The sequence below is a fragment of the Prevotella sp. FD3004 genome (assembly GCF_000746155.1).
In the GTDB taxonomy this organism is placed as follows: Bacteria; Bacteroidota; Bacteroidia; order Bacteroidales; family Bacteroidaceae; genus Prevotella.
The window spans coordinates 453,660-477,274 of the sequence record NZ_JQKR01000008.1; the positions used below are offsets into that span (position 1 = coordinate 453,660).

Here is a 23,615-nt window from a genome sequence, read left to right on the forward strand (position 1 = left end):
AGACACAATATGAGACAATTAATAATCACACTATTGTTCCTTCTGTCGCTAACAGCAGGAGCCCAGACAGCAACTTCCACCATCCGTCAGCAGATGGATCGACTACATGAAACCACAGGCGTAAACTTCGTCTATGACGCAAGCCTCAACGTGGGTCAGAACTACAATGGACCAGCACTGAAAGGGCTCTCACTTTCAAAAGCCCTAAAAACCCTTCTCGAGGGCTCAGGTATCAGTTTCCAACTGAGCGGCAAGTACGTGATGCTATTCAAGGAAACGGCTCAGAAATTGACCAGACGCTTCACCCTGAGCGGACATGTAAGAGACTCCATCGGCGAGACGCTCATAAATGCCACCATTTACGACTTGACTACCCGACAGGGCACAATGAGCAACGAGTATGGTTTCTTCTCACTCACCCTGCCAGAAGGCGAACATCTGCTTCGCATCTCCTATGTCGGTTTTACGGAACAGACCATTAAGCTCAAGCTCACCCATCATCAGGCTCTCGAAATCAAGCTTGACGGCAATACCAAACTGGGCGAGGTCGTCGTTACAGGTGACTTGAACTCACCAGTCATCGGCACCCAAATGGGAAAGCGCTCTCTGTCGCAGACTGACATCAAGACCGAGTTCGCTCTGTTCTCTTCGCCAGACGTGGTGAAAACACTCCAGCGCATCAGTGGCGTACAGGAAGGCGTTGAGTTAGCATCTGGTCTCTACGTTCATGGTGGTAATAACGATGAGAATCTTATTCTGCTCGATGGTTCTCCGCTCTACCAGATTAATCACTCCATGGGACTTTTCTCCTCGTTTAACACCGATATGGTGAAAAACGTCGATTTCTACAAGAGTGGCTTTCCTGCCCGCTATGGTGGACGACTGTCGAGTGTGGTCGACGTGCGTACCAACGACGGTAACATGCAGGAGTGGCATGGCTCCTATCGCATCGGCCTTCTTGACGGAGGAGTACAGTTCGACGGTCCCATCCAGAAAGGCAAGACCTCACTGAACATCGGTCTTCGCCGTTCATGGCTCGACCTGCTGTCGGAGCCTGCCTTCTTTCTACAAAGAAGGATATCGAAAGAAGAGAAAATCGGTCTTAACTACAACTTCCACGACCTGAATGCCAAGTTGACGCACATTCTGAACGACCAGTCGCGTTTGAGTCTGAGTCTCTATTCAGGACGCGATGCCCTCAGCACCAAATACGAGGCTGACTGGAAAATGTCCAATGGCGGCACTGACATAGAACTGACAAAAAATCGCCTGAGATGGGGCAATCTGAACGCTGCCTTGAACTGGAACTACCAACCTTCACCAAAACTGATGACCAACCTGACAGCCATCTACACCCACAATCGGGCTAACATCCACCGTCGCGATGACTATCGTTACGCATCCAATAGCAACATACCCATAGAGATAACCCACCATGAGAACGAGACCCGCTCTACCATCGACGATATCGGATATAGAGCAGAGGCAGACTTCCGTCCTTCACCCCGTCATCACATTCGTTTCGGCAATAACCACACACTCCATCTTTTCCGTCCGCAGACCAAAAAACTGCTAAACTATAACGGCGTGCAGGAAGAGAGTGACACCATCAGCAAGAGTAGCAGCAATCATCATACCTCTCACGAACTGAACTTTTATGTCGAAGACCAGATTTCCCTCAGCAAGCGCTGGAGCCTCAACGGCGGTGTAAACCTATCGTTCTTCACCACTCAGGGTAAGACATTCTCCTACATCGACCCGCGTCTGGCAGTAAAATACCAGATAACCTCTTATCTGTCGGCCAAGGCCAGCTACACCATGATGACCCAGTATATTCACAAGATAACCAACTCTTTCTTAGAGATGCCTACCGACTACTGGGTACCCACCACGGCCAGCCTGCAGCCCATGCGTTCCCACCAATGGGCTGCAGGACTCTACACCCAGTTTGGCAAACAGTGGACTGCCTCTATTGAAGGCTACTACAAGGCAACAAAGCACCTGCTCCAATACTCAAGCTGGTCAGGACTGCAACCTCCTGCAACCTCATGGGAGAACGAGGTCATCGACGGCAAAGGTGTGTTCTATGGCATCGAGGCAGATGTAAGCTATCATACGCAGAAGATTCAGCTCGACGCAGCCTATACCCTTTCATGGAACAAACGGAAGTTTGACAAGTTCTATGATGACTGGTATTACGACAAGTTTGACAACCGTCACAAACTGAACCTGACAGGACGTTTCAAGCTCAGCAAGAAGACGGAGATGTTTGCTGCATGGACTCTACATAGCGGCAATAAGATGACGCTGCCGACTCAATACGTCGAATTTCCATCGCTGCCCGCCATCGAGTCTGCTGACATGAAGACCTTCTTCTTTGGCAATGGCGATATCATGCAACGCGGATTTATCTATGAGCGGCCCAATAACACTACGCTGCCTGCCTATCACCGACTCGACCTCGGGTTCAACTTCTATCACACAACGAAGCACGGTCACCAACGCATCTGGAACCTGTCGCTCTACAATGCTTACTGTCACATCAACACCATGTGGACAGAAGCGAAAATCAAAGACGACGGCACTATCCGTATCAAGTCGAAAGGCTTCGTACCCATCGTACCATCATTCAGTTACACCATCAAATTCTAAGAGATCATGAAGAAAAAGCATCTGTCAACATACGTTGTAGCCGTATTCACTATTTTGTCGTTCTACGCCTGCAAAGACGAATTCGACATCGCCAATCTCAACGAGCCACAGAAACTCAACGTCAGCTGTTATCCCTCCACAGCCGACACCACATGGATAAGAGTAGGGCGCACCATTCCCGTCGGCAAGCATTCGCATGCAGACGAGGGCCTTACCATCGGAAATGCCCATATTATATATAAGGTGAACGACCAACAGCGTGAAATCGCCCAGCAGATTCCTGGACTGTACTATGCCTGCGGCCCTCAGAAGGTGGGCGACATCATAACACTCGAAGTGACAGCTGAGGGCTTTGAAGGTGTTAAGTCGGAGGCTATCGTCCCAAATGTCATACCTATCAGAATCGACGGACTGAAAAGGGTCAGTGTATATAGCCATAGTCAAGCCCGTTTCGAAACCTACGACCAACTGACGGCCACCTTTAGCGACCCACAAGAGACCACAGACTACTACGCTGTCAGGGTCAGAGCCATCAACTATAAGGGCTACGCCTACGGACAAGCCAATCCTATCTACGACGAAAATGGTGAGATAGACTACTATCAGACCCGTTGGTCACTTGGTAATGGAAGAGGCGCCTATGCCGACTACCTGAGCCATCAGGAGAAGTATCCAGAAGCAGAATGGCACATGGAGCTACAGGACTCCGCCTACAGCTACCCCATCATCAACAACGAAGACGAGCCATTGCTAAATCCAATAAGCGAGATGGACGAGAACTTCGGATTTGACAGCGACTTCTTCAGGGAGTTCTACATCTTCAGCGATGCTTCCATCAACGGTCAGACATACACGCTACACTTGAATGTTGCGACTAACGCCACCGTGTCTCACTATGAGTTCCTCATGCGCTATCAAGTGCAGCTTTACCACATCACGCCAGAACTCTACCGCTACGTAAAAGCCCTTAACGACGTAGAGAACAACGAATTGGCGCAGAGCGGTTTCTCCCTGCTAACGCCCACCCCATCCAACATCCTTAACGGTGTTGGCATCATGGGCGGATACAATGTTACAGAAACAGAATGGATCACCAAGACATATTATTAAACCTATGAAAGAGATAAAGGACAAATCACTCAAATTCGTACTCCGTCACTATCAGACGGGGAAATTCGACACCAGACAGGCAATCCGCAATGTCTCGCCAGTAAAGGTCATCCCACTCTGGCGCAAGGTGGCCGTAGCCGCCTCGTTCACACTTCTGCTGCTTGTTGGAGCCTATGCCGCCTACACTACAGGGGTGCTTCCCCACCCCACCGATGGCGCAAAAGTCGTACAACCCTCGACCATCACGGCTCCACAGCCTCGACATTTCCACTTCGACAACACGCCACTGCCTGAAGTTCTTAAGGTGCTGGGCAAGCATTACCACGTCAAGCTGACAGCCGACGACACCAGCAAACATCTGACGGCCGATTTCGACTCTGACAATCTTGAACAGACCATTGAGATGATAGAGCATGTTTTAGACGTAAAAATAACGATTACTCGAAAATAATGCTTAACTTTGCAACCAGTTATGGCATTAATTAAGAGTTATCGCGGTCTGGCACCCAAATGGGGCAAGGACTGCTATTTCAGCGAGAACGCCACGATTGTGGGCGATGTAACGATGGGCGACGAGTGTTCTGTTTGGTTCAACGCCGTCGTCAGAGGCGACGTGGCTCCAATTACGATTGGCAACTGCACAAACATACAGGACGGGAGTTGTGTTCACGTGACCCATGAGACAGGTCCCACACACATCGGCAACTACGTCACTATTGGGCATAACGTCACCGTTCATGCCTGCACCATCCACGACAACGCACTCATCGGCATGGGCTCTACTCTGCTCGACGGATGCGAGATCGGCGAAGGCAGCATTGTAGCCGCAGGGGCTCTAGTACTCCAGAACACGAAGATTCCCGCTGGTGAAATCTGGGGTGGCGTGCCAGCCAAGTACATCAAACCCGTGCGTCCAGGACAGACCGACAACGCCAAGCATTACGTGGAATATTCTAAATATTATTTGAACGAAGAGTAGCTACCACATATTCGCTCTGGGTACCAATGCGGAACCTGCCGCCCCAGATGCCTATGCCCGAAGAGACATAGAATTGAGTCTGGCCGCGCTGATGGCTACCCCAGGAGCATTCGTATACGTGATCTGTAATCCAGGATATAGGCCATACCTGTCCGCGATGGGTATGACCACTGAGTTGAAAGTCTACACCAGCTTCTTCACTGAGATTGAGGTCGTAAGGCTGATGATCGAGCACTATGGTATATTTGTTTCGATCGGGAACGAGCCTCTTAACAGATTTGCGATGCATGTTAGTACGATCGTCACGCCCTACGATGACGATACTACTGTCGATGACAGCAACCTCATCGATCAGCAGATGGATACCCGCATCTTTATAGAACTGCTTGGCTTCAGGATGTCCTGCATAGAACTCATGGTTACCCAAACAGGCATAAACCGGTGCCTCTAGTCTCAGAAACTCCTCGTACATCCGTTCTTCTTTCAAAGGGCGCATGCTGCCATCAATAATGTCGCCTGCAATTAGGATAAAGTCAGGATGCTCGCTATTAATCATATCCACCCAACGGGCCAGCTCTTTTCGCGTGTTATGGTAGCCAATATGGAAGTCGGAGGCCATGACGACCTTATACTCACGAGGCAGAGGCTTTGACGAATTCAACTCTAAAGCCACGCGCACCTTATTATTATAATGAAGATGACCATACAAGAAGATGCCAAACAGCAGGACAAAGATGGCGAGTGAGGTATGGCCGTTATGAAACAAGAAGGTTCTCGGAACTAGGTGGAATAGCCGGCCAAGGTCGAGCACCAGGAAAAGTATTACCAGATAGAGCAACACGAAGATAGACGACGTACCAATATCATAGGCCGCCCGAGCCACAGGCAACGGACAGGTATCAAACTTACGCGCGAAGTTCATAAACAGCATTGCAAAGCAGAACACACCAGCAGCAATAAGCAGCGATTTCCAAAGAGCAGCAAAAGGGAGCACCATCCATACATGCCAAGCCACATAAACCAAAGCTACAACAGGCAACACCATAAAGATTATCATCCACATATATTTCATCAGTTAAGTATGTCACACCTATTTGAAAGCGATACGGGCACAAAGATACGAATTAATTTTGTAAATAAGAAAAATATCAGTATCTTTGCATTCGATTAACAACCAATAGACTTTAATATCTTTGTTACATAGGATAAAAATGAGGAAAAAGGATTTGCTTTTAGGACTGGTGATACTTCTGAGCAGCGTCTGCTACGGACAAAAACAAGAAATACATATACTCGCCACCAACGACATGCATGCCAACATCGATGCCTTTCCCCAACTGGCGGGCATCGCTGACAGTCTTCGGGCACTCTACCCATCATTACTCATTCTCTCGGCTGGCGATAACAGAACAGGCAACCCCATCAACGATGCGTATAAAATTTCTTCATACCCCATCGTGGCTTTGATGAATCAGGTAGGTTTCAATGCCACGACACTTGGCAATCACGACTTCGACGTTCACTCGTTAGCGCCACTCATGGGTTATTCCAACTTCAGTTATATCTGCGCCAATATCTCTTCACCCGACGAGGCCGGACTACACATCGTACCTACCCAGATTTTCGACGTTGACGGCATGAAGATTGGCATTATCGGCTTGGTGCAGGTAAACAGTCAAGGACACCCCGATACACATCCCGATAATGTGGAAGGTATCAAGTTCTCACTTCCTACAGAGGTCATTACCCAGTATGAAGACTTCAGCCACCAGTGCGATGCTACGATACTCCTATCGCACATCGGCTATGCCGAAGACGTCAAGATGGCCAATCTATATCCATGGATTGATTTGATTATCGGAGGTCACACCCATACTCAACTCTCTGCCGATGAGCCTTTACACAATGGCGTGCTAATCACCCAGAACAAGAACAAACTATCGATGGCTACTCATATCACCTTAACCATCAATAACGGACGTGTAACAGATAAAAAGGCAGAATATATCCCCGTGAAATGCTCTACACAGAAGAATCTGTTAGTAGACGCTATGGTACAGTACTTTAACAAGAATCCCTATTATGAGCAGGTTATAGCAAAGGCCGACAGATCCTTCAAGGAAAGAGACGAACTGACCTTCATGATGTGTGACGCCTTTATCGAAGAAACCAAGGGAGAAATCTGCATTGTGAACAATGGCGGTGTACGCATTGACTCTCTGCCAGCTGGCGATATCACCATGCGAGATGTCTTGTCGATGGATCCTTTTAACAACGAAGCTGTCGAGATGCATCTGACAGGAGAAGAAATCACAAGACTGCTTAACACATACGGTCGCGGTTCTCTGTATCATCTGCCACGCGTTGGAGGTGTTGTCTGCAAAGCCTCTATCGACAAGAAAGACAAGAAGAAAGACAGGCTGAAGCACATCAAGGTTATGACACTCGACGGCAAGAAATTAGACCTAAACAGAACATACAAGGTAATCACAAACAGTTATGTGGCCAGCATATGCCAGCCATTACTTAACTGCTCGTATAATTCACTTAATGTACATACATCCGACTTGTTAATCGGTTATATGAGGAAGCACGGAACGATACACCCCAGTGGTGTGAATCACCTGATAGTTACAGAGGACTAACACTACTTAGTACCTTTCCTGTCGCACCGGCCTGCCCCTTGACGAATTGTCCGGCTTTATCGCCTTGTTCCATCAGATAAGAAGCATCAGAAGTCAATCGGTTCATCTGCTGCTCAAACTGCGCATAGTCGCAAATTTCAAAACCACCACTTGTCTTCAAGCCTTGTGCTTCCTGGAACTTCTGGTTGTTTGGACCAAAGAACACGGGTATATCCCAAACAGCAGCCTCCAGCAGATTGTGTATGCCTACACCAAAGCCTCCTCCGACATAAGCCACATCACCATAATGGTAAATGCTTGACAGCAGACCGAAACAATTGACAATCAAAACCTCAGCATCACGCACATTCTCTTCTGTGGCTTCTGTATAACGGATTACACGACGACCTTCAAGCAGTTTCTCTATCTGCTGCAAATGCTCCTCGCCAATCACATGAGGAGCAATAATCAATTTCCAGTCATTATATCCATTGCGTCCGGCTTTGTCACCCAGCTTGTCTAGGAAGTACTTAATAAATATCTCCTCATCAGGCAGCCAACTGCTCCCTGCCACAAAAACCTTAGAAGAGTTTTCACTCTTCACTCCTATAAACGCCTCAACTACTGGTAACTGCTTGGCAGCCTCCTTAATCTGAAGGACACGATCGAAGCGGGTATCGCCTACCACCGTAACATCAGTAATGCCAATCTTTGCCAACAATTCCTTGCTGACTTCGTTCTGAACATAGAAATGCGTAAAGCACTTCAGCACACGAGAATACTGGCGACCATACCACTTAAAGAACACTTGGTCGGGACGGAAGATGCTCGACACGCTATAGACAGGTACATGTCTATGCTTCAGAATATGAAGGTAGTTATACCAGAATTCGTACTTGATGAAGAATGCCATGACAGGACGAATGGTACGCAGGAAACGACGAGCATTTGTAATCGTGTCGAGTGGCAGATAAGTGATAATGTCTGCTCCTTCATAGTTCTTACGAACCTCATAGCCTGATGGCGAGAAGAAGGTCAGCAATATCTTATACTCAGGATGCTCCCTACGCAACTGCTCCATCAGAGGACGTCCCTGCTCAAATTCTCCCAGCGACGCGGCATGAAACCATACATACTTCGCATTGGGGTCAACCTGTTCTCTCAGAATACGAAAGGCATCACGCTCTCCGCGCCACATCTTACGAACCTTCTCATTGAAACGGCTGTAGACGGCAACTCCCAAGAGATATAGATAAATGACGATATTATACATTATCCAAGTACTTCTATAGCACGACGCATTCTTGCAATAGTCTCTTCCTTGCCAAGGAAGGCTGAGATGTCAAACATGCCGGGTCCCTTACCCTCGCCAACGAGTGTCAGGCGCCAGGCATTCATCACATTTCCAAGTTTATACTCTTTCTGCTCAACCCAAGCATGAACAATCTGCTCCTGATTCTCCAAAGAGAAATCATCAATTCCTTCGAGAACTCCGATAAGCTCTGTCATCACCTGTGCTGAGTCTTCCTTCCAGCGTTTCTTGGCAGTCTTCTCATCATACTCAGTAGGAGCAACGAAGAAGAACGAGCAGAGTGGCCAGAGTTCTTTGACAAACGAAACACGATCCTTCATCATCGATGTGACCTGAAGGATACGCTCTGAGGTCTCATTGGGACAATGCTCTTTAACGATTGGCTCGAAGAGCGCCGCAATTTCCTCGTTCGATTTCTTGAGGATATACTCATGATTAAACCAGACAGCCTTCTCGAAAGCAAACTTAGCACCAGCCTTAGAACACTTACTGATATCGAAAAGTGGAACAAGCTCGTCGAGGGAAAATATCTCTTGTTCAGTTCCAGGATTCCAACCTAACAAAGCAAGGAAGTTGATGACTGCCTCAGGGAAATAACCATCCTCACGATAACCACGAGAAGTCTCGCCGCTCTTCGGATCCTTCCACAACAAGGGGAATACGGGGAAGCCTAGACGGTCGCCGTCACGCTTCGAGAGTTTCCCCTTACCATCGGGCTTCAAAAGCAAAGGGAGATGAGCAAACTGTGGCATTGTATCCTCCCAGCCAAAAGCCTTATAAAGAAGCACATGCAGGGGTGCACTCGGCAACCACTCCTCACCGCGGATGACATGTGAGATTTCCATCAGATGGTCGTCAACGATATTGGCCAAATGGTAAGTGGGCAACTGGTCTGCACTCTTATAGAGCACTTTATCGTCGAGAATATCTGTTTTTACTCGCACTTCACCACGTATAAGGTCGTTCACCAATACTTCCTGTCCAGCGTCAATCTTAAAGCGAACCACATACTGTTTGCCATCAGCAATCAGCAGTTCAACCTCTTCTTTAGTCAGCGTCAGCGAATTACGCATCTGACCACGGGTATGACAGTCATACTGGAAATTCTGGATCTCAGCACGTTTGGTCTCCAATTCCTCTGGGGTATCAAATGCAATATAAGCCTTGTCAGCATCCAATAACTGCTGAACATATTTCTTATAGATATCGCGGCGCTCACTCTGGCGGTACGGACCCTTATCACCTCCGAACGACACGCCTTCGTCAAACTTGATTCCTAACCACTTGAACGACTCGATGATATATTCCTCGGCACCAGGCACGAAACGATTTGAATCCGTATCCTCAATACGGAACACCAGATCACCACCATGCTGCTTGGCAAACAGATAATTATACAAGGCGGTACGCACACCACCGATATGTAAAGCTCCCGTAGGACTTGGTGCAAAACGCACTCTTACTCTTCTTTCTGACATACTTTTTCTTAAATTTGCCTGCAAAGGTACGAAATTTAATTTTATTTTTGTATTTTTGCAACCATAAATACATATAAATACGTAGAAATGAGTAGTTTTAACCTCAAAAACGACACTAGTTGGCGTGATTTTCTCATCCGTACAGGACTAATAATAGTTACTGTAGCCATCATCGTATGGCTGATGCCTCGTAGCACCCATAATACATTCAGGATTGAAAAAGGAAAGCCCTGGACCTACGCAGATTTGAAAGCCCCCTTCGATTTTCCAATCTACAAAAGTGACGAAGCTGTAAAAGCAGAGCGCGATAGTCTGATGAAGCAATACGAGCCCTACTATACCTTCAACAGCGAGATTGTTGGCAAGCAACTGCGCGAGTTTGCCAAAGATTATAGTGACGGTATACCTGGACTACCCAACGACTATATCAGCATCATAGCCAACCGTCTTCGTGCTATTTACACACAAGGTATCATGAACAGCTCTGAATATGCTCGGCTTACAAAAGACACCTCACAGGTTATCCGTATCGTCAATGGAAAAAATGCTGTCAGCATACAGATTACAAAAGTCCATTCTGTCATCTCTGCTTATGAACAGATTTTCCTTGACCAAACTTTGGCTGCACATAGAGAGATCTTACAAAAGTGTAATCTTAACGACTACATCACACCCAACTTGATTTACGACAAGGAACGCAGCGAAGCCAGTCTCAATGACTTGCATAATAGTATTGCTCTGGCAAGCGGACTTGTACAGCGAGGTCAGAAAATCATTGACCGAGGCGATATTGTTGACACCAAGACTTATAATATCCTCCAATCGTTTGAAAAAGAAATGCAGAGACGTGAAGAAGGAAACGAACGAATCAGCCTTACCATCATGGGACAGATTCTATATGTGTTTATCCTGATAACCTGTTTCACCGTATATCTGACACTTTTCCGCAAAGACTATTTTGAGAAGATACGTTCCACCGCTATGTTGTACGCCCTAATCATCATCTTTGTCATTATAGCATCGATGATGGTTAAACATAATGTTCTGCATATCTATATCCTGCCATTTGCAATGGTGCCCATTTTCATACGAGTGTTCATGGACTCTCGAACCGCCTTCGTTGCGCACGCCACCATGGTGATGATTTGTGCCAGTTTCCTACAATACCCATTGGAATTTATTGCTGTAGAATTAGTTGCAGGGCTCACAGCCATCTTCTCGCTGAGAGAACTGTCAAGCCGTTCACAACTGTTCTGGACTGCAGTTTTTGTAACTTTTGCGGCAGGATTATCAAACCTGTCACTTGACTGGATACGCAATAATGACCTAACAAAAATCAGTTATAGCGAATATAACTACATAGCCATCAATGGTGTTTTATTGTTCTGCTCCTACCCCTTGCTTTATTTGATAGAAAAAGCTTTTGGCTTTACGTCAAACATTACACTCATCGAACTTTCGGATATGAACAAGACACTGCTCCGAAAGATGAGTGAAGTAGCTCCTGGCACATTCCAGCACTCTATTCAGGTTGGTAACCTCGCCGCAGAGATTGCCAATAAAATAGGAGGAAAGAGTCAGTTGGTACGTACTGGTGCTTACTATCACGATATTGGTAAGATTATTAATCCTATCTACTTCACAGAAAACCAATCGGGTGTTAATCCCCATGAGAAAATGGGATCAATTGACAGCGCACAGATGATTATCAGTCACGTAACGGAAGGTATTAAACTGGCTGAGAAATATAATCTCCCAGACATCATCAAGGACTTTATTACAACTCATCATGGATTGGGCAAAACAAAATATTTCTACGTACAATATAAGAATGCTCACCCCAACGATGCGGTCGACGACCTGCTTTTCACCTATCCTGGTCCTAACCCATTCACGAAAGAGCAGGCCATTTTGATGATGGCCGACACCGTAGAAGCTGCATCACGTTCCCTACCCGATTATACAGAAAAGACTATTAGAGAACTCGTAAACCGGCTTATTGATGCTCAGGTGGAAGAGGGCTATTTCAAAGAATGCCCAATCACATTCCGCGATATTGCTTATGCAAAAACAGTACTCATTGAGAAACTGAAAACAATATATCATACCCGTCTTAGTTATCCTGAGCTAAAAAAATAAGCCTTCAGATTGCACAAAAACACCTCTTTGTGTGCATAAACCTGCACAAAATTGCACATTTGTGCAGGTTTGTGTGCATTTTTCGTTAAACTTCGTTAACTTTGTGAGCGCGAACAGGGATAATTAGGACAATACTTTTACCTTTGCAGCCGATTTTAGCAAAAAATTGTTTAAGGATATGAAAAAAATCAATGTCATGCTTGTCGGCGCAATACTGGCAATAGCAACACCAGCCACAGCAGGTGGCATCTTAACCAACACAAATCAAAGTATTGACTTCCTCAGAAATCCTGCTCGCGATGCAGCCATCGGACTTGATGGTGTATACAGCAATCCTGCTGGCGTAGCATTCCTTCCTGAAGGTTTCTATCTCGGAATCAACTGGCAATACGCCCACCAGACTCGTACTATCGAATCCACCAATCCCCTATTTGCCCTTGGCAAGAAAAACAACGGAGCAACGGTAAAGACCTTCGAGGGTGTGGCAGACGCTCCTTTTATTCCCTCAATCCAAGCTGCATACAACAAAGGGAATTGGAGTGCCCAGTTTAACTTCTCTGTTCCTGGTGGTGGTGGAGCCTGTGAATTTGGTGATGGTCTCGGATCATTTGAGAGCGTTGTAGGTAGTATCGCAAACCAACTGAAGCCACTCGGGGCTAATGGCTACGATATGGACGGCTACATGCAGGGACGCCAGTACTATTTCGGATTCCAGCTCGGCGCTGCTTATAAGGTAACAAAGAATCTCTCTGTTTATGGGGGTCTGCGACTGCTTTATGGTACAGCGACCTACAAAGCAAAGATTAGTAACATCATGGTAGGTACCGAGGGTGGATATGTTGATTTCAGCAGTTTCCTTCAAGGTGCCGAGACCACTATTGACGGCGGACTTAGCAAGATTAACGCAGGTATTGCACAGTATGAGGCTGCAGGGGCACCCGTCCCCGCTGAACTCACACAACAGAAAGCGCAGTTAGAGGGCACCAAGCAGAGCCTCAACTCCCTGCAGAAATACTCTCAGGGTGTGAATCTTCTCTGTAACCAATCATCAGTAGGTATCGCTCCCGTCATCGGCATCGACTATAAGTTCGGACGCTTCAACCTCGCCGCTAAGTACGAGTTCAAGACACAGATTCACATGAAGAACGAGTCGACAGTAAATGAGGCCAGTGAGATTCCCGCTGTCAATAAATTCCGCGACAGTGAGAAGATTGACGAAGATTCTCCCGCACAACTCGCTGTCGGCGCAATGTGGAACATCACCGATGACGTTCGCCTGAACCTTGGTTATCACCACTTCTTTGACACCAACGTCAGCTGGTATAACAACACACAGGACCTGCTTGGTGGTGGCACAAACGAATATCTGGGCGGCGCAGAGTGGGACCTCAACGACAAGCTGACCATCTCTGCTGGCGGACAGCTGACTCGCTATCAACTCACTGACGAGTATATGAATGATATGTCATTCGTTGTCAACAGCTACAGCTTTGGTTTTGGATTCAACTATAAGGTTGCCGACAACATCACACTAAAGGCAGCCTACTTCCAGACAAACTACGATCACTATAAGCGTGAGGACTATCCCCAAATTGGTGTTAGCGACGACTTTACTCGTACAAACCATGTCCTCGGCATCGGCTGCGAGATGAGATTCTAAAAAAGTTATAACGGATCTACATCGTAGTAGATTTGAAGAGAACCATAGCGCTTGTCCTGAAGCATCAGCTGCTGGGCAAGCGCTAAATATTTGCGAACTTCAGACATATTGATACCTTGTTCGAACTTTAAGACAAGTTTACGAATAGCGAGTGACTTGACCTTAGCGACGGCTGGCTTATCTGGTCCAAGAACTCTGGTTCCGAACCATTGGCACAACCTACTGGCAAGTTCCAAACCCGCCATTTCCACAACACTCTCAGAACGATGTTTCAAATAGACTTCCACTAAACGATAATAGGGCGGATAATGGAAATGCCGACGCTCGGCAATCAACGAGCGATAGAACGACGCATAATCATTATTGACGACTTGCTGAATCACAGGAATATCCGGACTTTTCGTCTGTAGAATTACCAAACCACGCTTTCCCTTGCGACCAGCTCGTCCACTCACTTGAGCCATCATCATGAAGGCATGCTCGTAAGCTCGGAAGTCTGGGTAATTAAGCATCGTATCGGCATTGAGGATGCCTACCACTGATACCTTATCGAAATCCAGTCCTTTTGAAATCATCTGTGTACCAATGAGCAGATTGGTACGCCCCGCTGAGAAGTCATTAATGATACGCTCATAAGCTTGACGACTACGGGTGGTATCAAGATCCATACGGGCAATACGTGCCTCAGGGAAGATGTCATGAACCTCTGCCTCTATCTTTTCCGTACCATATCCACGAGTCTGCAACTGGGTACAGCCGCAATTGGGGCACTGCGTCGGCACTTGATAAGTATATCCGCAATAATGGCATGTCAGCTGATTCAAGTTACGATGAAGTGTCAACGACACATCGCAATGCTGACAATGGGGAACCCAGCCACACTGCTTACACTCTATCATCGGAGCATAGCCACGACGATTTTGGAAAAGAATAACCTGTTCACCATGGTCTAAAGCCTCGTGAACCTTTCTCAATAATATAGGAGAAAACGGCCCTTTCATCATCTTACGATGCTGCAGGTCTTTTATGTCTATCACCTGGATCTCTGGTAACTCGATGCCTTGATAACGCTGAAACAGTTCTACAAGTCCGTATTTCCCAACCTTTGCATTATGATATGTTTCCAACGATGGCGTCGCCGTACCTAATAGTGTCTTGGCTTTGAACATCTGCGCCAACATAATAGCCGCTGAGCGGGCATGATAACGAGGCATTGGGTCTTGCTGCTTGTAAGATGTCTCATGCTCTTCATCAATAATGACAAGACCGAGGTGCTGAAAAGGAAGGAAAATGGCGCTGCGAGCACCAAGGATCACATCGTAGGGGTTCTGTGATAGTTGTTTCTGCCAGATCTCCACACGTTCTGCATCAGAGTATTTCGAATGATAAATGCCTAATCGGTTACCAAACACTCTATGTAGACGTTCCATCATCTGCACTGTCAGTGCTATCTCTGGCAACAGATACAAAACCTGCTTCTTTTCTTCCAATGCACGCTGAATCAGATGGATATATATTTCAGTTTTACCACTCGAAGTAACGCCATGGAGTAAGGTTACATTCTTCTTTAAGAATGAGAACCGTATCTGATTAAAGGCGTCTTGCTGTACAGAACTAAGAGGCTTTATTTTCTCTGGATGAGGATCTCCTGTCAGATTCAGACGTCCCACCTCCTGCTCATAGGTTTCCAACACCCCTCGTTTTACAAGCGCGTTAATCGTCGGAAGCGAATGTCCCTGATTCAAAAGTTCATCACGCGTCAGTTCTATACCCTCACCTTGATCCCAATGTGAGATAGAGAGATAGTCAACAAAACACTTCAACTGTTTCCCTGCTCTCTGAAGCATATTCAGTGCCACATGAAGAGCCTGTTCATTGCGGAACGGCTCCGTCAGCCTGATATAGAGTTCCGTCTTGGCTTTGTATCCGTCCTCCGCTTTCAATCCAGCAGGCAGCGCCGCTTTGTAGACCTCTCCAATAGGCGACATATAATAGTCGGCTATCCACTGCCAGAATTCAAACTGATGGGGAAGCAGAACGGGAGAAATACCAATCGCCTGAAGGATGTCCTTAGTCTGGAATCCTTCAGGTGACTGGTTATGTATCTTAGAAATAACTCCTACGTACGTTTTATTCTTGCCAAATGGGACAAGGACACGCATTCCCTCTTTCACCCGATTCTCCAGCTGCTGCGGGACGGAATAGGTGAAAAGGCCGTCAAGCGGCAGTGGTAAAATAATATCGGCAAACAAGACTTAGAAATAATAAGCAACAGACAACTGCCAAGCATTCATCTTTCCGCTGCTCTTCGATCCATTCTTACCTATTTTCTCTGCGAAATAGTTCTCAACCTCGAATTCACCAGTCTTACCAAGCGGGAAATTATAACTTACCGAGGCCTGCAGATGCTTGAGTACCATAACACCGGCACCAATATTACCGCTGAGATTTGAAGAACTGAATTTCCACTCTGCTGCGTTTTCAAAAACGTTCTTATTCCCTCCTAAATTAAAGCCGAACTGAGGACCAGCAAACACATATACACTAGCAGCATCACCCAGTCCGAATGCAAATCGGGCATTCACGGGAATCTGAATACTCTGTTGCTTTATCTTATTGCTGAGTACATAACCCTCATTTGTTTCCAGTTCCACATCAGAAGAACGCTGATCGAAAAGCAATGAAGCGTCAATCCCTAATCCGACAACTGGCAATGTGAACTTTGCCGTTGGACCAATAAAGAAGCCCATTTGATTCGAGGAATCCAAGACCTTAGCGTCAAGACTCATACTAGTCACATTCAGGCCACCCTTAACACCAAAATCAATCTGTGCCTTAGCGCTCATCGTTATAGCAGCAAAAGCCACTACTAATGCAAATAACTTTTTCATAATTCAACCGTTTTATGTTACATCTGCGGGGGCAAAGATACGAAAATAATTTGAAACAAAGAATATTTTAGCGGGAAAATGCCGTTTAAAATCAATGTCGCTGTCGGCGAACCGTCACACGGGCAGAACTATTGCTGCTTCCATTACTTTTTGAAGAAGACGACTTCGCTTTGGAAGCCTTGGGCGCTTTCGGACTACGCACAGAAGAAGATACGGCTTTCACCTTCTTGGTGTCCTTACCCTGTAGGGCGGCTATGCTGTCAAGAGAGTCTCTTTTTGCAGAATCGCCGAAAATCGTCTTATGGAAAGCAGCCAACTCCTCCTCGATACGTTTCTGCTCTGCCGACAATTTCTCTTCATCCCCGCCACAAAGCTGCAACAGAGTCTTACCCTGGGCATTGCTTGTTTTGTAAATCTTACCCTTATAACTGTTCATTGTAAAGAAATCATCCATCGACATCGTCGCAGCGTTATTAAGGCTACTAGACATGATAGTCTGACGATTCAAGAATGGTTCCAGGTCGCTATACTTCACCCAGAAAAGGGGGTATTGAGTGGCCTCACCGCCAAAATCATCCTCACGAAGCATCACAGGACAAAGAGCCTGCACCTTGATATGGAACGAGGAATTGGCTTGATCATAATAGGCACTTTCTTTCAGGTAAAACTTCCTCACATCGGCAGAAGGCATATCACTATTGTCGACCTTCAGTCTTCCATTCTTTTCTTCGTAGAAAATATGATAATTGTCAAGAACTGTCTTCATATCAATTCTTGCATCATCAGAGAATCTGTCGCTGCCATCCGTTGGATATTCATAGATGGGGATATAACCATTCTGCGCTAACTTAAAGATATACGTAAACAAATTCAACTGCTTACCCTGCGGCTCCACGGGGTAGTAAAGTCCAACATTCGCATTATCCGTCAGGTCGAGTTCCCGATAGATATCACGACGCCACACTACCTCTTCTGGGATATCCAATGCGGTAGGATACGTCAGCTGAGCACGCATCGACATGGCCGAAGAAGGATTCTTTTGCTGCTCCGTCTGTTGTATACGACTTCTTTTCGGCTGAGCCACAACGGAACCAGCCATCAGCACTATCATAATAAAGAATAATAATCTCTTCATATCTTCATCATTTTACGATTACTTCCATTGGATTCTGTAAGGTACGCGTCAGACCATCAGGACCGACTACCGTCACACGGGAAATGTAGAAACGGCGGTTGCGTGAGAGTTTGCGGAACGTATCTTTCTGGCGAGCGGAGAACGAGGCTCCCTCAGAAGCCATCGGAACGGCATTACCCATATTATCAAAAAAAACAGTCTCGAAACTCTGTACACGGAAAGCGATGTCAAGGATTCCGTCATCAATAGCGGCTCCGATGTTTGCGGCTGCCACCAATTGTCCCTTTGCCAGACCTCCACCTTTATAGCGGATAGGATTACCGTGCTCATCCTTCATAGAGATATAAGGTGTAGGATCAGGCAACTTACGAACACGGAATTTATATTGTCCCATCTGCTGTGGATGACCAGTATTCGTAGAGGTTACGGTTATCACCGCATCCTGCCCTATCTTCGAGGGTCTGGCAATATACTTACCTGTACCTACCGCCTGAAGCGTTCCGTTGGTCATCGATGCCTGTACCTTATTCAACGGCACACCTGGCACGCTCACGCTGATGGGATTGTTATAACCTGCGTACAGCATGTTCATCAGGTCGGCAGAGACAGTAGCACTCGGTTCAACAACGGTATAGTCTTGAGAAAACTCACGACGAATGCGGTCGCCATTACCATTGACAGTTTCCATATAACCTTTAAGGGTAAAATCCCCCGTTCGCCCACAAACCGTTTCATATAGACCATCTTTCAGGTTCACTTTCTGACCGCCAATATAGATATCCGGCACTTGAGTCGTATCCACAGCGGCCATCACAATACGAGCAGAGAAACGGTCTCCCCTTACAATAGTTTTGGAACTGGGAATCACAAAGGCTTCGAGCAGATTGACACGAATATCCTTCATATCTATATTAGAGGCCAGCGTGTGAAGCACTTCTCCTTCGGCATAGCGCACATCACTCTGCAATTTGGAGAGCAATGTGACAGCAGCTGCAGCTGGCATCGACTCAAACATATACTCCTGCCAGTTCTTACCCATAGTTTGAGCATTCTTTGGAATTTCCGTAGTCAGATTACTGGCAATGATCCGCTTCTGCTTCTCATCGCCAACCATCTTCAGCATCCGCTGACGGAAAGAGTTGATGGCTTTGAAGAGTTCACCGCCCCGTCCGCTACCAGGTGCAAGCATCACCTGATTAGCAGCCTCCAGATCTTCCTTATTCTTAATGTCATGAATATCCCCGTCGCTGCCGTCTGCCTCACGAACGATGGCTGTCTTCAGTTCCATAGCGAGATTGTAGAGCGAGTCACTCATCTGGCGCACCTGCTGGGCCTTGTCATACCATACCTTTGTCTTCTGCGGATTAGCCTTCATCTGCTCCTCAAAAGTCTGGTAAATAGACAAGTTCTGCTTCGATGAGTTGCCAGTAGTTCGATTCAGGCTGTCTTCCACAATCGAGAAGCCGTTGAGCACCTCACTGGAAACGTTGAGTGCCAACAGCGCCATCAAGACGACATACATAAGATTTATCATCTTCTGGCGAGGGGATATCGGTCTTTTCCGGATTGCCATAACCTTATACGTTCATCTTTGCAGTCATAGCCTCAATCATACGGGCGTAAATCTTATTAAGCTCTGCGATCTGAGCAGCCATTTTACGGGTCTGTTCGTTAATCTCATCAATCGTTCCAATCTGTGAACTGGCGCTTTTCAGTTGTATCTCATAAACCTTACAGATACCCGTCAGTGTACGGTTCAGATTCTCCATCTCTTCAGAATCTGTGGTCAGTTTCTGGCTCTGTTCCGAAACTTTTGAGAGTGTTTCCGTCAGACGCTTCAACTCTTCAACATATCTGTTCGTTGCCATCTCAAGTTCCGTATTGATTGGAGCAGCTGAAATTGATGATACAATTGGAGTTGTAGAAACTGCTGATACTGACGATAGTTTTGACACCTTATCACTTACAACTCCAGCTGCCATTTTCTCTTCTCCCGGATGCAAGTTGAGTTCCATTCCTTCTGTTGTCTTATCAAACGGGCGGTCAAAAGCAGAAATAAAGAAGACGAAAACCTCAGTCCCCATACCAAGGAACAGGAAGAAATTAGCTCCTGGTAGGTGAGTCAGTTTAAAAAGCGTACCTAGAATCACAATAGACGCACCCCAGCTATAGGCATAATTAAGGAATGTCTGTCCTGGCACGCTGTCCATCCACTTTTGCAAGCGGTAAACAATATTGTATTTACTATATGTTGTCATAACTTCTACGTTTTTTTATCACTTCTTTCCTTTTAGTTTAACCTTTTCACTGGTAGTGTTTGCCATACTGCGCACACAGCGGAAACCTATATAGCTTCTTGGCTGATTCTGATACTCAGAAGTCCGCCATGCCGAACGAATATATGACTCAGGATCCTTCCAAGAACCTCCACGCACACTCTTTTTCTTTAATCGATAGGGATCCTCTGGAGCAGCATTGTATTTCAGCTGTGGGTTTATGTCGTTCATGGCCTCCACACCTGCTTCTGTATAGATGGTACTAGTCCATTCTGCCACATTACCCGCCATATCATAGAGGCCATTGCTGTTAGCTGCATAGATACCGACTCGGCTTGTTATCAAGTTGCCGTCTTTGGTATAATTGCCATTATCCGGTTTAAAGTTTGCATAGAAGCAGCCCTTACCATTAGCCACATCCTCATTATCCCAAGGGAACTCGTTCTGATCCTTACCACGAGCCGCATATTCCCATTCTGCCTCTGTTGGGAGACGATAACGCTGCACATAGCGAGCCGCTGGGCCAAGTCCCTTCAGAAGATATTCTGTGCGCCACGCACAGAAGGCATTAGCCTGTTCCCACGTCACACCGACCACAGGGTAATCGTTATAAGCAGGATTTGAGAAATAATAACGAAGGTACATCTCATTGTCTGCATTTGGGAAATCGTTCACCCAACAAGTGGTATCGGGAAAAACATTGACGATATAGGTATTCAAGAAATCCCAAGGACCAGTCAGCTGACGATTGATAGTCTCTCTAACAATCTTGCCCTCGTCATCAATATATGCAGTATCCTTGGATATCCATACCTGTTCGTTAGGATCAATAGCAACATCGGTATTCAGTTGACGTTCCTGAGGATTCAAACGATTCCGACGCAAAGCTGCTGCCGTATAGTCATATACCTCATAACGATAGTTTAGCTGACGATAATCCAGCATCTTATCTCCTGTCACAGGATTGGTAACATACATAGCATCAATGATTTCCTTTTCATCCTCATTCGGGCGTCTCGGCAAGGGCTTTTTCCAATTCAACACAGAGCCGATCTCCTCTCCGTCTTTATCTGTCTTAACAGACTTATAAGTCTCATCAAACTCAGAGAGTCGTTCTCGCAAGATTGAGTCACGGACATAATTCACGAACTGTCGATACTTCGAATTGGTAACTTCTGTTTCATCCATCCAGAAGCCATCCACCGAAATATCACGCAAAGGTGTTTTCTTACCCCATAGGCTATCTTGTTTCACAATACCCATCTTCAGGTGTCCACGTTTCACAAGCACCATGCCATAAGGTGTCGGTTCGGTAAAGCTCTTGCCTCCCATTCCTGTTACTTCACCACCGCTGGCAGACAGTATCTTGCCACCGAAGCAACTCGACAGCAGCAAAGTCAGTGCCATGCACATTCCTATCGTTATCTTGTTCATATTTCAACAATTTAGAGTATTCTTACACTCTTATGCAGATTCTTACTTTTCTTATATAGATTCATTTCCGTTTGATAGCCCACGAATAATTCATGACTGCCATTTCCTACATGGATGCCCGAGGTATAGACTTCATAGCCATATCCTATGTAGACACCACGGAAACGCCCTCCAACCAATACTGTCACAGAGTTCGTCGGACTGTATGTCAAGCCTGCATACATCAATTTTCTATCATGTTCATACTTCAGTCTGCCTGTCACATCGGCTCGCCAAGTAGTACCATCAGTACGTCCCAACACAGAGGTGTGTATAGATAAAAACGGATGACTCAGTTGAATATTGTATCCACCCGTCAAATAATATATGGAAGAGATTTCCAACTCATTGGCCTCGCCCAGTTCCACTTTCGGAGAATTCAGATGTAATGCGGAAACACCAACATACCAGCTTCGTGTCTGATAATACAGTCCAGCGGACAAATCTATAGCCGTCCCATTCACGGAAGTGGTTGCAAAAGCAGGATCACCTGAAATATCGACATCCAACTTGCTGCCATCGAAATTTTCACTTAACATCCCAGTTTGTATACCTGCACAGACTTTTCCACCAGACATCTGACGCTGATAGGTATATTGCAAACTTAACCGTTTATGAGTAAACAAGCCTATGGCATCATTAAGGAACTGAATACCGACACCATGACTTGCGCCCAAGGCATAAAATGGCATATCAGCAGCTGCATACATGGTATGTGGGTTGTGCTCAAAGCCAGCCATTTGAATAGCATAAGCCGCTACCACATTGAGCTTTGCTTCTTTACCTACCGTTGCAGGATTAAAAGATGGCTCCATCGTCCAGTAATGGCTGAAGGATATTTCATTTTGCGCCCATATTTTGCAGGAAGCAAACATCATCAACAACGCTATAGCATAATTTTTATACACATCATAATAACGAAGTATCATACAAATTATTGCACATATACCATCGAATCCTTTTACTTGTTAAAGTAATTGAATAATCACCATAAATATCGTTTTTTTTCTTCTTTTCTCATCCAAAACAAGTATTTTTGCAAAAAGAATTAAGAAACAGTTTTAAAACTCAAACAGAATGACTATACTCATCATCGGATTATTAATTCCTTTATTTGGTACTATACTTGGTTCTGCTTTCGTTTTTTTTATGAAGGACGAAATGTCTGTACGATTACAGAAATCACTTCTTGGCTTTGCTTCTGGTGTCATGATTGCCGCATCAGTATGGTCTCTCCTGATTCCAGCAATGGAGATGGAAACCTATAGCGGCAAATGGGCTGTCGTACCTGCCGCCATCGGTTTTTTGATGGGTATGGGTTTCCTTCTGTTAATAGATGAGCTAACACCTCACCTGCATATTGGAACAGACAAGCCTGAAGGACTCCGTTCTCATCTCTCAAAGACAGCGATGCTTGCTCTTGCCGTAACAATCCACAATCTGCCGGAAGGAATGGCTGTCGGCGTAGTTTTCGCAGGAGCAGAGAATGGCACTTCCCAGATTTCCTTAGCCAGTGCTATTGCCGTCTCATTAGGTATTGCGATTCAAAACATACCAGAGGGAGCTATCATTTCCATGCCAATGCGAACTGCTGGCAACAACCGCTGGCGTTCTTTTCTAATCGGTTCATTGAGTGGAGCCGTTGAACCCATTGGCGCTATTGCAGTATTATTATTGGCTTCATTCCTGCTGCCCATTCTCCCCTATATGCTGGCATTTGCCGCAGGAGCCATGTTCTATGTGGTTGTCGAAGAACTAATCCCAGAAGCCTCTAGTGGACAGCATAGCAATCATAGTACCATTGGTTTTTCCTTTGGCTTTGTCCTGATGATGCTGCTTGATGTGATGATGGGATAAACGTTCTATTTGTACTTAAGAGATGCACA

The 23,615-nt window shown here is 46.0% G+C and carries 18 protein-coding genes; 8 read left to right on the forward strand and 10 right to left on the reverse strand.

The window, feature by feature from the left end; genetic code table 11:
- Positions 1 to 9: 9 nt before the first annotated feature.
- From T325_RS02155 to T325_RS02170, 4 genes are read left to right on the forward strand one after another with little or no spacing between them, the layout of a single operon-like run.
- On the forward strand, positions 10 to 2,652 hold the full coding sequence (locus tag T325_RS02155; RefSeq protein ID WP_036909913.1) for a TonB-dependent receptor: 2,643 nt from the start codon (positions 10 to 12) through the stop codon (positions 2,650 to 2,652).
- 6 nt (positions 2,653 to 2,658) lie between these two features.
- On the forward strand, positions 2,659 to 3,762 hold the full coding sequence (locus T325_RS02160) for a DUF4249 domain-containing protein (protein ID WP_036909914.1): 1,104 nt from the start codon (positions 2,659 to 2,661) through the stop codon (positions 3,760 to 3,762).
- Between the two features lie 4 nt (positions 3,763 to 3,766).
- Entirely contained in the window at positions 3,767 to 4,213 is a 447-nt protein-coding gene (locus tag T325_RS02165; protein WP_181020827.1) for a FecR domain-containing protein, read from the forward strand.
- A 21-nt stretch (positions 4,214 to 4,234) separates the two neighbouring features.
- Positions 4,235 to 4,741: a gamma carbonic anhydrase family protein gene (locus T325_RS02170; protein WP_036909923.1), complete on the forward strand. Its 507-nt coding sequence runs from the start codon at positions 4,235 to 4,237 to the stop codon at positions 4,739 to 4,741.
- Here T325_RS02170 and T325_RS02175 read toward each other — a convergent pair.
- Positions 4,716 to 5,804, reverse strand: a complete 1,089-nt coding sequence (locus T325_RS02175) for a metallophosphoesterase (protein ID WP_036910148.1) — start codon at positions 5,802 to 5,804, stop codon at positions 4,716 to 4,718. The two genes, T325_RS02170 and T325_RS02175, sit on opposite strands and share 26 nt — an antisense overlap.
- 148 nt (positions 5,805 to 5,952) lie before the next feature.
- On the opposite strand from T325_RS02175, the gene T325_RS02180 reads away from it, so the two are divergent.
- Complete coding sequence (locus T325_RS02180; RefSeq protein WP_036909924.1) at positions 5,953 to 7,386, forward strand: bifunctional metallophosphatase/5'-nucleotidase; 1,434 nt, start codon at positions 5,953 to 5,955, stop codon at positions 7,384 to 7,386.
- Here T325_RS02180 and T325_RS02185 read toward each other — a convergent pair.
- Together T325_RS02185 and gltX are read right to left on the reverse strand one after the other, a co-directional pair.
- Positions 7,373 to 8,638: a 3-deoxy-D-manno-octulosonic acid transferase gene (locus T325_RS02185; RefSeq protein WP_036909925.1), complete on the reverse strand. Its 1,266-nt coding sequence runs from the start codon at positions 8,636 to 8,638 to the stop codon at positions 7,373 to 7,375. The two genes, T325_RS02180 and T325_RS02185, sit on opposite strands and share 14 nt — an antisense overlap.
- Positions 8,638 to 10,155, reverse strand: a complete 1,518-nt coding sequence (gene gltX, locus T325_RS02190) for a glutamate--tRNA ligase (protein WP_036909927.1) — start codon at positions 10,153 to 10,155, stop codon at positions 8,638 to 8,640. The genes T325_RS02185 and gltX overlap by 1 nt, the downstream gene beginning before the upstream one ends.
- Positions 10,156 to 10,242: 87 nt before the next feature.
- Between gltX and T325_RS02195 the strand changes: the two genes are divergently transcribed.
- Entirely contained in the window at positions 10,243 to 12,294 is a 2,052-nt protein-coding gene (locus tag T325_RS02195; RefSeq protein ID WP_036909929.1) for an HD family phosphohydrolase, read from the forward strand.
- 178 nt (positions 12,295 to 12,472) lie between these two features.
- Positions 12,473 to 13,954: an OmpP1/FadL family transporter gene (locus T325_RS02200; RefSeq protein ID WP_036909930.1), complete on the forward strand. Its 1,482-nt coding sequence runs from the start codon at positions 12,473 to 12,475 to the stop codon at positions 13,952 to 13,954.
- Positions 13,955 to 13,959: 5 nt separating this feature from the next.
- Here T325_RS02200 and priA read toward each other — a convergent pair whose 3' ends face one another.
- The 7 genes from priA to T325_RS02235 all read right to left on the reverse strand — a co-directional run bounded on the left by priA (position 13,960) and on the right by T325_RS02235 (position 22,658).
- Positions 13,960 to 16,206, reverse strand: coding sequence for a replication restart helicase PriA (gene priA / locus T325_RS02205; RefSeq protein ID WP_036909935.1), 2,247 nt, complete (start codon positions 16,204 to 16,206; stop codon positions 13,960 to 13,962).
- Positions 16,207 to 16,209: 3 nt separating this feature from the next.
- Positions 16,210 to 16,845 (reverse strand): porin family protein, encoded by a 636-nt coding sequence (locus tag T325_RS12800; RefSeq protein WP_036909936.1) that lies wholly within the window; start codon positions 16,843 to 16,845, stop codon positions 16,210 to 16,212.
- A 91-nt stretch (positions 16,846 to 16,936) separates the two neighbouring features.
- Positions 16,937 to 17,980, reverse strand: a complete 1,044-nt coding sequence (gene gldN, locus T325_RS02215) for a type IX secretion system ring subunit PorN/GldN (RefSeq protein ID WP_036909937.1) — start codon at positions 17,978 to 17,980, stop codon at positions 16,937 to 16,939.
- A gap of 7 nt (positions 17,981 to 17,987) precedes the next feature.
- A complete protein-coding gene (gldM, locus tag T325_RS02220) occupies positions 17,988 to 19,553 on the reverse strand; it encodes a type IX secretion system motor protein PorM/GldM (protein ID WP_036909938.1) in 1,566 nt (521 codons plus the stop codon).
- A 4-nt stretch (positions 19,554 to 19,557) separates the two neighbouring features.
- Positions 19,558 to 20,238, reverse strand: a complete 681-nt coding sequence (gene gldL, locus T325_RS02225) for a type IX secretion system motor protein PorL/GldL (RefSeq protein WP_036909940.1) — start codon at positions 20,236 to 20,238, stop codon at positions 19,558 to 19,560.
- Between the two features lie 18 nt (positions 20,239 to 20,256).
- The gene (locus T325_RS02230; protein ID WP_036909942.1) at positions 20,257 to 21,690 is read right to left on the reverse strand and encodes a T9SS ring complex lipoprotein PorK/GldK; all 1,434 of its coding nucleotides are present in this window, start codon (positions 21,688 to 21,690) and stop codon (positions 20,257 to 20,259) included.
- A gap of 11 nt (positions 21,691 to 21,701) precedes the next feature.
- The gene (locus T325_RS02235) at positions 21,702 to 22,658 is read right to left on the reverse strand and encodes a PorP/SprF family type IX secretion system membrane protein (RefSeq protein WP_051949652.1); all 957 of its coding nucleotides are present in this window, start codon (positions 22,656 to 22,658) and stop codon (positions 21,702 to 21,704) included.
- 148 nt (positions 22,659 to 22,806) lie between these two features.
- Here T325_RS02235 and T325_RS02240 point away from each other — a divergent pair, with 148 nt between their 5' ends.
- Entirely contained in the window at positions 22,807 to 23,586 is a 780-nt protein-coding gene (locus T325_RS02240; protein ID WP_036909943.1) for a ZIP family metal transporter, read from the forward strand.
- Positions 23,587 to 23,615: the final 29 nt, after the last annotated feature.

Bases quoted from the DNA above. Each gene is read 5' to 3' on its own strand.
- T325_RS12800 (WP_036909936.1), bottom strand. From the start codon at position 16,845: ATGAAAAAGTTATTTGCATTAGTAGTGGCTTTTGCTGCTATAACGATG.
- T325_RS02180 (WP_036909924.1), top strand. From the start codon at position 5,953: ATGAGGAAAAAGGATTTGCTTTTAGGACTGGTGATACTTCTGAGCAGC.
- T325_RS02230 (WP_036909942.1), bottom strand. From the start codon at position 21,690: ATGAACAAGATAACGATAGGAATGTGCATGGCACTGACTTTGCTGCTG.
- T325_RS02165 (WP_181020827.1), top strand. From the start codon at position 3,767: ATGAAAGAGATAAAGGACAAATCACTCAAATTCGTACTCCGTCACTAT.
- T325_RS02240 (WP_036909943.1), top strand. From the start codon at position 22,807: ATGACTATACTCATCATCGGATTATTAATTCCTTTATTTGGTACTATA.
- gldL (WP_036909940.1), bottom strand. From the start codon at position 20,238: ATGACAACATATAGTAAATACAATATTGTTTACCGCTTGCAAAAGTGG.
- T325_RS02235 (WP_051949652.1), bottom strand. From the start codon at position 22,658: ATGATACTTCGTTATTATGATGTGTATAAAAATTATGCTATAGCGTTG.
- T325_RS02160 (WP_036909914.1), top strand. From the start codon at position 2,659: ATGAAGAAAAAGCATCTGTCAACATACGTTGTAGCCGTATTCACTATT.
- T325_RS02155 (WP_036909913.1), top strand. From the start codon at position 10: ATGAGACAATTAATAATCACACTATTGTTCCTTCTGTCGCTAACAGCA.
- T325_RS02175 (WP_036910148.1), bottom strand. From the start codon at position 5,804: ATGTGGATGATAATCTTTATGGTGTTGCCTGTTGTAGCTTTGGTTTAT.
- T325_RS02195 (WP_036909929.1), top strand. From the start codon at position 10,243: ATGAGTAGTTTTAACCTCAAAAACGACACTAGTTGGCGTGATTTTCTC.
- gltX (WP_036909927.1), bottom strand. From the start codon at position 10,155: ATGTCAGAAAGAAGAGTAAGAGTGCGTTTTGCACCAAGTCCTACGGGA.
- T325_RS02185 (WP_036909925.1), bottom strand. From the start codon at position 8,638: ATGTATAATATCGTCATTTATCTATATCTCTTGGGAGTTGCCGTCTAC.
- gldM (WP_036909938.1), bottom strand. From the start codon at position 19,553: ATGGCAATCCGGAAAAGACCGATATCCCCTCGCCAGAAGATGATAAAT.
- gldN (WP_036909937.1), bottom strand. From the start codon at position 17,980: ATGAAGAGATTATTATTCTTTATTATGATAGTGCTGATGGCTGGTTCC.
- T325_RS02170 (WP_036909923.1), top strand. From the start codon at position 4,235: ATGGCATTAATTAAGAGTTATCGCGGTCTGGCACCCAAATGGGGCAAG.
- T325_RS02200 (WP_036909930.1), top strand. From the start codon at position 12,473: ATGAAAAAAATCAATGTCATGCTTGTCGGCGCAATACTGGCAATAGCA.